The organism is Flavobacterium sp. UBA7680, from assembly GCF_002482975.1.
In the GTDB taxonomy this organism is placed as follows: Bacteria; Bacteroidota; Bacteroidia; order Flavobacteriales; family Flavobacteriaceae; genus Flavobacterium.
Window position 1 is genome coordinate 61712 of sequence record NZ_DLHA01000043.1, and the last position, 12395, is coordinate 74106.

At 34.3% G+C, this 12395-nt stretch carries 7 protein-coding genes; 1 reads left to right on the forward strand and 6 read right to left on the reverse strand.

The features are described 5' to 3' along the window. Positions 1–770: 770 nt before the first annotated feature. The 5 genes from uvrA to B3C18_RS18860 all read right to left on the reverse strand — a co-directional run bounded on the left by uvrA (position 771) and on the right by B3C18_RS18860 (position 8889). Positions 771–3602 (reverse strand): excinuclease ABC subunit UvrA, encoded by a 2832-nt coding sequence (gene uvrA, locus B3C18_RS18840; protein ID WP_291150156.1) that lies wholly within the window; start codon positions 3600–3602, stop codon positions 771–773. Between the two features lie 101 nt (positions 3603–3703). Beyond that, a complete protein-coding gene (locus tag B3C18_RS18845) occupies positions 3704–4657 on the reverse strand; it encodes a Fic family protein (protein WP_180858857.1) in 954 nt (317 codons plus the stop codon). Positions 4658–4720: 63 nt separating this feature from the next. After that, on the reverse strand, positions 4721–6505 hold the full coding sequence (locus B3C18_RS18850; protein ID WP_291150159.1) for a chloride channel protein: 1785 nt from the start codon (positions 6503–6505) through the stop codon (positions 4721–4723). Between the two features lie 85 nt (positions 6506–6590). Beyond that, complete coding sequence (gene ggt / locus B3C18_RS18855) at positions 6591–8273, reverse strand: gamma-glutamyltransferase (RefSeq protein ID WP_291150162.1); 1683 nt, start codon at positions 8271–8273, stop codon at positions 6591–6593. Between the two features lie 31 nt (positions 8274–8304). Further along, on the reverse strand, positions 8305–8889 hold the full coding sequence (locus tag B3C18_RS18860; RefSeq protein WP_291150164.1) for an acyl carrier protein phosphodiesterase: 585 nt from the start codon (positions 8887–8889) through the stop codon (positions 8305–8307). A 255-nt stretch (positions 8890–9144) separates the two neighbouring features. Here B3C18_RS18860 and glmM point away from each other — a divergent pair, with 255 nt between their 5' ends. Continuing rightward, positions 9145–10533, forward strand: a complete 1389-nt coding sequence (glmM, locus tag B3C18_RS18865; RefSeq protein ID WP_291150166.1) for a phosphoglucosamine mutase — start codon at positions 9145–9147, stop codon at positions 10531–10533. A 251-nt stretch (positions 10534–10784) separates the two neighbouring features. Here glmM and B3C18_RS18870 read toward each other — a convergent pair whose 3' ends face one another. Further along, complete coding sequence (locus tag B3C18_RS18870; protein ID WP_291150169.1) at positions 10785–12272, reverse strand: glycosyl hydrolase; 1488 nt, start codon at positions 12270–12272, stop codon at positions 10785–10787. Between the last annotated feature and the right edge of the window lie 123 nt (positions 12273–12395).

The window sequence follows — 12395 nt, forward strand, 5'->3', positions numbered from 1 at the left end:
ATGAAAAAGCGTTGACAAAAAGGGCGTACTAAATTAGTGCTTTTTTTAAGAATTGTTATAAAAATGTACATTTATTAATTGAAATGTAACATTTCTTTATTGGTTCTTTTTCTTGAAGATTAATAATCAAGGGATTAAAAATATTTCGAAAATAGGAATAGTTTTGTTGGAATTGAATTTATGATTGAAATCCGTTGTGTCAAAAAAACTAACGGATTGAAATCCGTTTCTACAATATGTACCGTTCCTTCGGAACTCTATTGTTGGGACGCGTCCGTATTTTCAACGGATTAAAATCCGTTGCTACCGATATTTGGTTCCTACGGAACTAAATTATAATGCATGGAGATTTCGGTAGATTTAAAGTTAATTATGTTTGGATTATTTCTCTAAAACTTCACCCCAATCTAACATTCTTTTGGGTGAAGCTTTACTATTTTTTAATTCTACTCAGAACTATTTTTTGATGCTCAATAGGAATTTCAATTTCATCATCCATAATTCTTAAAATGATTTTGCTTTTAAGTTTTAAATAAAGTTCCGTAGGAACGACATATCGGTAGCAACGGATTTTAATCCGTTGAAAATGTCGATTTGCCTCAACAATAGAGTTCCGAAGGAACGGTTCATATTGTAGAAACGGATTTCAATCCGTTAGAGGTTTCAATATAACGCATTTTAATCCGCTAGAGATTTCGATATAATCGATTTTAATCCGTTATTGATTTTACACAACGGATTTTAATCCATCCCAATTATTGACAATATTTTTATTCCAATTCCTTTTTCAAAAACTTAGCCGTATAACTTTTTTTATTTTTCGCCACTTCTTCCGGAGTTCCTTTTGCGATTAATTGTCCACCGCCTTTTCCGCCTTCAGGGCCAATATCAATAATATAATCCGCAAGTTTAATAACGTCCATATTATGTTCGATAACAAGAATTGTATTTCCTTTATCAACCAATTTATTGATAACATCCATTAAAACGCGGATATCTTCAAAATGTAAACCTGTTGTAGGTTCATCCAGAATATAAAAAGTATTTCCTGTATCTTTTTTAGATAATTCTCCAGCCAGTTTGATACGTTGTGCTTCACCACCAGAAAGCGTTGTACTTTGTTGACCAAGCGTGATATAACCTAAACCAACATCCTGAATCGTTTTTACTTTTCTGTGGATTTTCGGAATGTTTTCAAAAAACGGAACCGCTTCATCAACCGTCATATCTAAAACATCCGAAATTGATTTTCCTTTGTATCGAATTTCAAGTGTTTCTCTGTTAAAACGTTTTCCCTGACACGTTTCACATTCCACGTAAACGTCTGGTAAAAAGTTCATTTCGATAGTTCTAACACCAGAACCTTCGCAGGTTTCGCAGCGTCCGCCTTTTACATTAAAGCTGAAACGTCCGGCTTTATAACCACGAATCATGCTTTCAGAAGTCATGGTGAAAAGATTTCTGATTTCGGTAAAAACTTCCGTATAAGTCGCTGGATTCGAACGTGGCGTTCTTCCAATCGGACTTTGGTCAATATCAATTACTTTGTCAATATGTTCTAAACCTTCAATCTTTTTATAAGGCTGTGGTTTTTTTACGCCGTTAAAATAATAAGCATTCAAAATAGGGTAGAGCGTCTCATTAATCAAAGTTGATTTTCCACTTCCTGAAACTCCTGTAACGCAAATCATCTGTCCTAAAGGCAATTCAATCGAAACATTTTTCAGGTTATTTCCTGTTGCTCCGGTTAGTTTTAAAAATTTTCCGTTTCCTTTTCTTCGCTCTTTCGGAATTTCTAATTTCATTTTACCATTCAAATATTGAGCGGTAATAGTATTCGATTTTAAAGTTTCTGCAGGAGTTCCAATGCTGATAATTTCCCCGCCATATTTTCCGGCTTTGGGGCCAATATCAATTACATAATCTGCCGTTTCGATCATGTCTTTGTCGTGTTCAACCACAATAACCGAGTTCCCAATATCACGTAATTGCTCCAGAGATTTAATTAACTTTTCATTGTCTCTTTGGTGTAAACCAATACTCGGTTCATCCAAAATATATAAAACACCAACCAGCTGTGAACCAATTTGTGTCGCTAATCGAATACGCTGTGCTTCACCGCCCGAAAGTGATTTTGAACTTCGGCTTAAAGCCAGGTAATTCAAACCAACATTCATTAAAAAGTTCAAACGATCTTTGATTTCTTTTACAACTTCAGAAGCAATTAAAAGCTGTTTATCAGTTAAATGCTTATTCAAATCCTGAAACCAAGCCGTTAAATCTGAAATATCCATATCACACAATTCGGTGATGTTTTTTTCATTAACTCTAAAAAACAATGCTTCTTTTTTAAGACGTGAGCCTTCGCAAACCGGACAATTAATTTCGTCCATGAAATCTTTTGCCCAGCGTTTTATGCTTGTTGTTGCACTTTCGTCATATTGATTTTTGATGAAGTTTGAAATTCCTTCAAAATCAATTTTGTATTCTCTTGTAACGCCAAGATCTTTTGAGTTGATGGCAAACTTGTCTTTTCCTCCATACAAAATCATTTGCATAGCTTCTTCCGGAATTTTCTCAATTGGATCTGTAATCTTAAATCCAAATTTTTCTCCAATAGTTTCTAACTGTTTAAAAATCCATGAAGATTTATATTCGCCAAGCGGAGCAAATCCACCGCTTTTAATTGATAATTTCGGATTTGGAATAATCTTTTTAACATTGATTTCGTGAACCGTTCCTAATCCGTTACAATGCGGACAAGCGCCTTTTGGTGAATTAAAAGAAAATAAATTCGGTTCTGGATTTTGATACGAAATTCCGGTTGTTGGACACATCAAATTTCTACTGAAATAACGAACTTCGTTAGTATCCTGATCTAAAATCATTAATACATTTTCGCCATGATGCATCGCTGTATTAATACTTTCAGCCAATCGTTTTTGATTGTCTTCGGTATTTTCAATCAACATTCTGTCGACTACAATTTCAATATCGTGAGTTTTGTAACGATCCAGTTTCATTCCTGCAACTAAATCCTGAACTTCACCATTTACGCGAACTTTCAAAAATCCTTGTTTGGTAATTTGCTGGAATAATTCGGCATAATGCCCTTTTCTGGCTTTAATTACCGGAGCAAGAATATTAATGCGTTTGCCATTATAATCCTGAATAATCAAATCTTTAATTTGTTCATCAGAATACGAAACCATTTTTTCTCCGGTGTTGTAACTATAAGCGTCAGCACCACGAGCGTATAAAAGTCGAAGGAAATCGTATATTTCAGTAATAGTTCCAACAGTTGAACGCGGGCTTTTACTGGTTGTTTTTTGTTCAATTGCAATAACCGGCGAAAGTCCGTCGATTTTATCAACATCAGGGCGTTCTAATCCGCCAAGAAACTGCCTCGCATATGCAGAAAAAGTTTCTACATAACGACGCTGACCTTCAGCATAAATCGTATCAAACGCTAATGATGATTTTCCCGAACCCGAAAGACCTGTTATAACAACAAGTTTTTCACGCGGAATAGAAATATCGATATTTTTTAGATTATGAACTCTTGCACCAAGAACTTCAATAGTATTGTCTTTATCTAGCATAAATTTGAGCAAAACGCAAAGTTACCACTTTGATTTGTTCTTTTAGTACTAGAGTATAGAAGTTTATGTTAAAAATTGTAACAAAATAACGCTAGCCGAAACTAGCGTTTTCTTTTTCTTGTTGCCATATATTCTTCGATGGCTTCTTTGGTTGTGTACCAGTTTCGGCCTTCTTTATAAGCGTCAATTTTTCCTGTTCTGGCTAGTAAACTTACATATTCCTGACCGTAAGTGGCTTCTGGTTCGCTTACAATATTTATGATAGGCTGATAATCATAACTGCTTCCCGGCATTGCGGTTAAATATATATTTAACGTGCGTTCTAATGCCTGACACATCAAAAGGGTTAGTTTTTGATAATTGCCATTGTTTGCCTGATTTAACGCTTCATAATATTTCTTTCTATCATTTTTAAGTACAATCGCGGGCGGAAAACCGCATCGCATCAATAACAGATTCATACTCAAACGAACTGTTCGGCCGTTTCCATCAAAAAATGGATGAATCCAGACTAATTTATGATGATAAATAGTGGCCAGTTCTATATCATTTAATCCTAAAGGATTTGTATTGACAAACTCAATTAATTCATCGAGAAGATCTGAAACTTTATTGGCGTTTGGAGGCATAAAATTAGCTCCTGAAATTCGAACGCCGCCATTTCGTAAACGACCTGCAAAATCGTCTTCGATAGAACGTAAAACTAAACCATGAATGGAAAGAATATCAATACTTCGAAGTTTGTAATTATCATCTACAATTGAGTATAAATAATCGATTGCTTTATCGTGATTGTGTGTTTCAAAATGTTCACGAAGTGATTTCCCTTTTATAGTGATTCCTTCCTGAATTACCATTTGGGTTTCGCGTAAACTCATTGTGTTTCCTTCAATACTGTTTGAATTGTAGGTCCATTCGAGCGATAAACTTTCGCGGATTTTGTGTAAAGCGATATTGGGCAGTGGTCTGCTGTTTTGCAAATCAAGCCTTTTTTGATATAATCGATCAAATGTCGATTGAAATTCTTCTCTGTATGTTAAGTCAATGTTCCACATAATCCTACAAAAGTACTTCTTAATATCGGATACTGCAAATTTTTAACTTATCCGATATTAAGCTTATTCTATTGTCATGGAACGAAGTTTCATTCTGTATGCCTCAAGTGCAATAGATTTTGAGATCATACCGAAATATTTTTCATTTCGTAAAACGGGAAGAAAAGCAGTTTTAGATCTTTCGAATTTTGTCATTACGATTTCCATGCTGTCATTTGAAGAAATAGTTGCAGGAGGAGTTTTCATTACATCTTTTATCAAAGTATATTTTACGCGGTAAGCATTAAATATAATTTCTCTGATATCATTAAAATGGACAACACCAACAAGCTCTCTTTCATTATCTACAACAGCAAAAATTACCTGATTAGAGTGCGAAATAAGATCAACTAATTTGCTTAAATGTTCTTCTGGAGAAACGGTTAAATAGTCCGTTTGAATGATGGTATCAATATCTAAAGTTGATAAGATATTCGAATCTTTATTGCTGGTAAAAGCATGTCCTTTTTTGGCCAGATTTTTTACGTCAAGCGAATATTTTTCAAAACGTTTAGAAATCGCAAAACTAATTGATGAAACAATCATAAGCGGAATCATCAAACCGTAACCTCCGGTAATTTCTGCAATAAGGAAAATTGCGGTAAGCGGTGCATGAAATAATCCGCTCAAAATTCCGGCCATTCCAACCATTGTAAAATTGCTAATTGGTAATTTTGCTAAACCGGTTAGAATGATAAATTTCGAAAAGAAATAACCCAGATAAGATCCTAAAAACAGGGAAGGAGCAAAATTTCCTCCATTTCCACCGCTTCCAATTGTAAGTCCCGAAGCAAAGACTTTTATCATCATGGTACAACCAACAAAAAGCAATAAAACCCATTGGTTGTTTCTCCAGCTGGCAAATAAGGTATTATCTAATAATTGCCCAGGATCACTTTCAGATAAGATTTTGATACTTTCGTAACCTTCACCAAACAACGTTGGAAATATAAAAATAAGAAGTGCCAAAAGCGACGAACCAATCAATGCTTTTTTATAAGGCCCCATTTTTAATTCTGAAAAATAGTGCTCAACTTTTTGAAAATTTCTAGAATAATAAACAGCAATAAAACCTGTTAATAAACCTAAAACGACATAGAAAGGAATATTGTGATAATCAAAAGTTTCTTGTTTTTTGAAAGATAAAAGAATACTTTCATCTAACACAATTGCCGAAACCAAAGCTCCGGTCGCAGCCGAAATCATAATTGGCGTAAAGGCCGAAATACTAACATCGACCAAGAGAACTTCTATAGCAAAAAGAACTCCGGCAATAGGCGCATTAAAAGCGGCTGCAATTCCTGCCGCAACCCCACAGCCAATAAGTAAAGTTCTGTCTTTATAAGCTAATTTATAATTCTGCGCATAGTTGGAGCCAAAAGCAGCTCCCGTAATTACAATTGGACTTTCTAAACCTGCAGATCCTCCTAAACCTACAGTCAAAGAGCTGGTAACAATCTGCGCATACATTTGCTTTTTCGGAATTATACTTGCCTTTTTAGCAACTGCATATAAAATTTGCGAAGTTCCTTTTTGAATAGTTCCGTTTAAAACTTTTTTAACCACCAAAACAGTCAGTAAAATACCAATTATAGGCAGGATACTATTAATGAAACCTAATTTTAAAATTCCGCTGATATAAGTTGCAAAGGAAAAAACGCTGTGGGCAAATGTTTTTAAAACGATTACCGCAAATGCACACGAAATTCCGACCAAAACACTGGATAAAAAAATGAATTGCTTTGGTGTCAAAATAGATTGAGCCAAAGCAATAATGCTTTCTAATCTTCGAAAAAGTTTCTTTATCATTGTGTTTTTAAAAAGTTACGGAGAATGCAAATTTAGCTTTAAACATTCGATTTTGTCAAATTTTTCTACTAAAATCTTTTTTGCTTTAAAATCCCGCAGCTTTGTCATCACCACGAAAATCAGCACCTCCTTCGAGAGTATTGTCTGGCAAAACCAAAATAGCATCTACTTTACCAATTACAGGTGTCGTTTTTTCGTTGATTAAATATCCTTTTGCTTTTAAACTTTCGATTGTATTATAATTGAACGTATTTGGCTCAAATGTAATAAGATCCGGAAGCCATTGATGATGAAAACGAGGAGCATTTACAGCTGCCTGCATGCTTAAATTATATTCGTAAACATTCAAAATAGTCTGTAATACTGATGTTATAATTGTAGATCCGCCTGGAGAACCTACAACCATGAATAATTTTCCGTTTTTCTCTACAATTGTTGGTGTCATAGAGCTAAGCATTCTTTTTTGAGGCGCAATGCTGTTTGCTTCGTTTCCAACCAATCCAAACATATTTGGCGATCCCGGTTTTGCACTAAAATCATCCATTTCGTTGTTTAAGAAAAAGCCTAATTCATCACAATAATATTTAGAACCAAAACCGTCATTTATTGTTGTAGTTGCAGAAACGGCGTTTCCAAATTGGTCGACAATAGAATAATGTGTTGTTTCGGTACTTTCGTTATAAGTAATTTTTCCTTCTTTTATTTCTGATGATAATGAAGCTTTTTCGGAATCAAAATTGGACATTCTTTCTTTTAAATAAGAATCTGATAAAAGACCTTTAATTGGAATTTTTACAAAATCAGGATCTCCTAAAAACTGGCTTCTGTCTGCGTAAGCTCTTCTTTCTGCTTCCACAATTACCTGAATTGACTGTTCTGAATTGTGTCCCATTTTTGATAAATAAAACGATGAAATCATTTTCAGAATCTGTGCAAGGCAAATCCCGCCGCTGCTAGGAGGAGCCATCGAAGTAATTTTTAAATCTTTGTAATCAAACTGCAATGGATTTCTCCATTTTGCTTCGTACGATGCTAAATCTTTAAGTGTAATAATGCCGCCTTTTTTCTTAAGATAATCGACTAAAACCTGAGCCGTTTTGCCTTTGTAGAATTCATCTTTGCCGCCTTTTAAAATTCGTTTAAGCGTGCTGGCAAGTGCAGGATATTTGATTGTATCGCCTTCTTTAAATTTCCCGGCCATTAAGGTTGTTGGTCCATTTGCTTTTACAATGGCATCATGATAGTTCTCAAGCTGTTTTTGCTGTTTTAAAGTTACAACAACACCTTTTTCTGCAAGTGCGATAACTGGTTTCAGAATTTCTGATATTGGCAGAGAGCCGAATTTTTTATGAACGGCAAAAACTCCGGCGATAGTTCCGGGAACGCCAATTGCTAAAGGAGTTTCGGTACTTTTTCCAGGAATTACGTTTCCGTCTTTGTCCTGAAACATATTTTTTGTTGCGGCAAGCGGTGCTTTTTCGCGGTAATCTAAACTTCCAACTTCGCCGTTTGCTTTTCGGTAAACCATAAATCCACCGCCGCCAAGATTTCCGGCATATGGATAAGCAACAGCAAGAGCCAGTTCTGTCGCGGCCATGGCATCAAATGCGTTACCGCCTTTTTTCATTATTTCTACACCAATTTTTGATGCTTCGGCACGGGCCGAAACGACCATTGCTTTTGATGCTGTTAAACCAGTTGGTGAGGCTGTGTTTTGTGCAAAACTGTAAAGGGATATAAAATAAAATAAAAGTGAAATTTTTTTCATAACAAGAACATATTTTATAAAATGGTTAGGTTTATAAGGAAAGTAATTTTTGCTTGGCTTGTTGTTGAATATCCTCAAAAAAGAGAGTGAATTCCTGTTCAAATTCTGTATAAAATTCTTTTAATTCTTCACTAGCAAACTGCATTTTTGAAACATTTCTCGATCTTCTGTCCATCTGGGTTAAAATTTGATGAATTCCTTCGACAGTCCTGTAACTTAAAAGCCAGTTTCTTTCTATCATATAAGGCATTAAGCCTTGGGTTTTTTCGGTTAAAACATCGTAATTTTCGTGTAATGAATTGTAAAAACGATTGATAAAATCTTCTAGTTTTTCATCTGAATAATTCGACCAGTTTTTGGCTAAAAAATGATCGTAAACAATATCTATAATTACTCCGGAATAATGGTGGTATTTTTCGTGAAGACGTCTTGTGCTTTGTCTAAAAACATCGTGAGAGTCTGTGTAAGTATCTATAAAACGGTGTAAAAGAATTCCTTTTTGAACATCTTGCGGAAAATGTTCAAATTGTTTTCCGCGAATGCCATCGGCCATAAAATTGCCAATTTTAATTAAGTCATTTTCACCGGAAAGATATATATGGGCTAAGAAATTCATTTTTTTTATCTAAGTTACTAAGGTTCTAAGTTGCTAAGAAACTAAGTTGTTTTAGTAAAAGTATGAAAACTTTTTTAGATCGTTTTTATTATATTATTTAGCTTTAGATTTTTGTTATTAATTATTCTTTGAAAATCTTAGAATCTTAGCAACTTAGAACCTTAGTAACTTTTTTTTCAAAATCTTAGCCTCTTAGCACCTCAGAAGCTTAGTAACTTTTTTATATTTGTAATAAAATAACCAGAACTCACAAAGATGACTTTAATAAAATCGATTTCAGGAATACGAGGAACAATCGGTGGAAAAGTGGGAGATAACCTGACTCCAGTTGACGCTGTAAAATTTGCATCGGCATACGGAACTTTTCTTAAAAACAATACTTCAAAAGAAAAACTAACAGTTGTAATAGGCCGCGATGCAAGAATTTCCGGGCCAATGATTCATAATCTTGTTGTAAATACTTTAATAGGTTTAGGAATTAATGTAATTGATCTTGGACTTTCGACAACGCCTACGGTTGAAGTTGCTGTTCCTCTTGAAAAAGCGGATGGAGGAATTATTTTAACAGCATCTCATAATCCAAAACAATGGAATGCTTTAAAATTATTAAATGAAAAAGGAGAATTTTTAAGCGGCGATGATGGCGCTAAAATTCTTGAAATTGCCGAAGCTGAAGCTTTTGATTTTTCTGATGTTGATAATCTTGGAGAAATTACGCTGAATGATGCTTATATGGATATTCATATTGATGAAGTGCTGAATTTGCCTTTAGTTGATGTTCAGGCTGTAAAGGATGCTAAGTTTAAAGTTGTTGTTGATGGTGTGAATTCTTCTGGCGGAATTATAATTCCGAACTTGTTAGAACAAATGGGCGTTGAAGTGGTAAAATTATACTGCGAACCAAACGGACATTTTCCGCATAATCCAGAACCTTTAAAAGAGCATTTAACGGATATTTCTGAGTTGGTTGTAAAAGAAAAAGCGGATTTAGGAATTGTTGTTGATCCAGATGTTGATCGTTTGGCTTTTATTAGTGAAGATGGGGAAATGTTTGGTGAAGAATATACATTAGTTGCCTGTGCAGATTATGTTTTGAGTAAAACTCCGGGAAATACAGTTTCGAATATGTCTTCGTCTCGTGCATTGCGTGATGTAACAAACGGACATAACGGAAAATATGAAGCAAGTGCAGTAGGAGAGGTTAATGTTGTTGAATTAATGAAAAAGAATAATGCAATTATCGGTGGTGAAGGTAACGGCGGAATTATTTATCCTGAATTGCATTACGGACGTGACAGTTTGGTGGGAGTTGCTTTGTTTTTAACACATTTAGCAAATAAAAAAATAACAGTTTCGGCATTGAGAGCTTCTTATCCCGAATATTATATGAGTAAAAACAAAATCGAATTGACTCCTCAAATTGATGTTGATGCTATTTTAACGGCAATGACAGAGAAATATAAAAACGAAGATATTTCGACAATTGACGGTGTAAAAATTGATTTTGCTAATGAATGGGTTCATTTAAGAAAATCGAATACGGAACCAATTATTCGAATTTATACTGAAGCACCTTCGCAAAAAGAAGCGGATACTTTAGCACTTCGTATTATTGATGAAATAAAAGTAATTGCTGGAATTTAATTTCTGGTTTTTAAAATAAATAGAAAGGCTCTTTTGTTAATTCTAAAGAGCCTTTTTTAGATATAAGAATTTGATAAAATAAATAGAACGCAGATTTAACGGATTCGCTATCGCGAAAACGCTGATTTACACAGATTTTTTAATTTATAATATTTGATAAATCCGTTTTTTTTCTGCGTCTTTGCGATAGCAAATCCGTGTCATCTGCGTCTAAATTCTGCACAAGTGTATTAAACATCACTTAAATCTCTTTAATTCTTTATAATTTTCATTGATTTGGAAATTGAACCATAGGAAACGTTTACAATATAAACTCCGGTGGCTAATTTATCACCAATCTTAATATCTTCGTTTGTAGAATAATCATTAGAAGAGAAACATACACTTCCTTTCATGTCTACTATTTTTAAAGATATAGGTTCTGTTGTAAATGATTTTATATGAAGCGTAGATTCAACTTTAATTGGATTTGGATAAATAGTAAAAGAATCATTATCTGCTTTTGGATCATTTACACCTAAGTTTCCTGAAGCTACATCAATATAATTAAAATTCATATCGCTTGATTTGAACTTAATTTTTAAATAAACCTCACCTTTTGGCAATGTAACTCCGTTTACAACTTTATCAGCATACGTTTGATATCCACCAGTTACAGGAAATGTTTCATCTGTTTTTACTACAACATCATTAACCAGAATATCAAATTTTCCCGGAACAGTTGGCGATGCCACTCTAAACGTTAAATTATAAGTTCCTGCATTGGCAACATTAAGCATAAATTCGTTCCAATCGCCGCTGTCTATAAAACATACATTTTGTCCGGTTTCGGAATCTGTTGTGTTTTGAAGTCCGGTTCCTTTTCTTCTGTAATGTTGATTGGCTGTAATTCTACCCGGAACATTTAATTTTTTTGTTGTATAACTAACATTGATATATTCTGTTCCAATTGGTTTTAAAACACCACTTGTTGGGCTTAACAATTGTCCCTCCTGCATATCTGTCCAGTCTGCAGGTACTCGGCCTGTAAACCAAGAATATCTGTAAATATCCGGATCATTTTCAAAACTATTCAGGATTTGTTTCATAAATGCTGTTTTATCAGCTGCACTCTGAATAACTCGGTTTGCAAATTCGGTTACCCAAACTGGGCGGTTGTATTTTTTTAAAAGACTTGTTACGCCAATAACAGAGCCAGCTGTATTATCATAAGTATGAAAGGCAATATAATCGACTTTACAATTGGGACACAAAAGAAAAAACTGATCATGCCATGCAGTAGGACTGCTGATGTTGGCATAACTTTTATTTGGATCATTAAAGGCCGGAGATGCGCTTACGATTTCTAAGTTTTTTGCAGCGGCAACTTTTTCTACGTTTACCCATGCATCAACAGCTTCCTGAGGAGATAAACGAGCGCCATCATTAAAGTTAGGTTCGTTAAAAGCTAATAAATACTTAGCACCTGGTTTAATTTTGTTTATAAAGTTTTGTACGTCTGCATCGCTTAATTTTCCCCAAATCATTGGAACATATTCAACTCCAAGAGTTGCATAATTCGCATTAACGTCATTTTCAGGAAGTGATCCCCAATTGTACCACCAGGAAATTCCCGGTTTAAGTGCTAATAAATCTGCCGTTGAATTATTTCCATAAGCAATTCCGCGTTTTGGACTCTGTGCAAATGCTGTAATCGAAACGGTTATTAGCAAAAATGTAAAAAGTAAATTTTTAATCATGATTAAAATTTTGGTAAGGTTTTTTTATTCGATTTAGTTAGCTTCAAATTTATGTGGTTTAAGTAGTTTTTAAGTCAAAAAAAAATATTACAAAAACCCATCAAGATGTATTTTAAAGTCTTT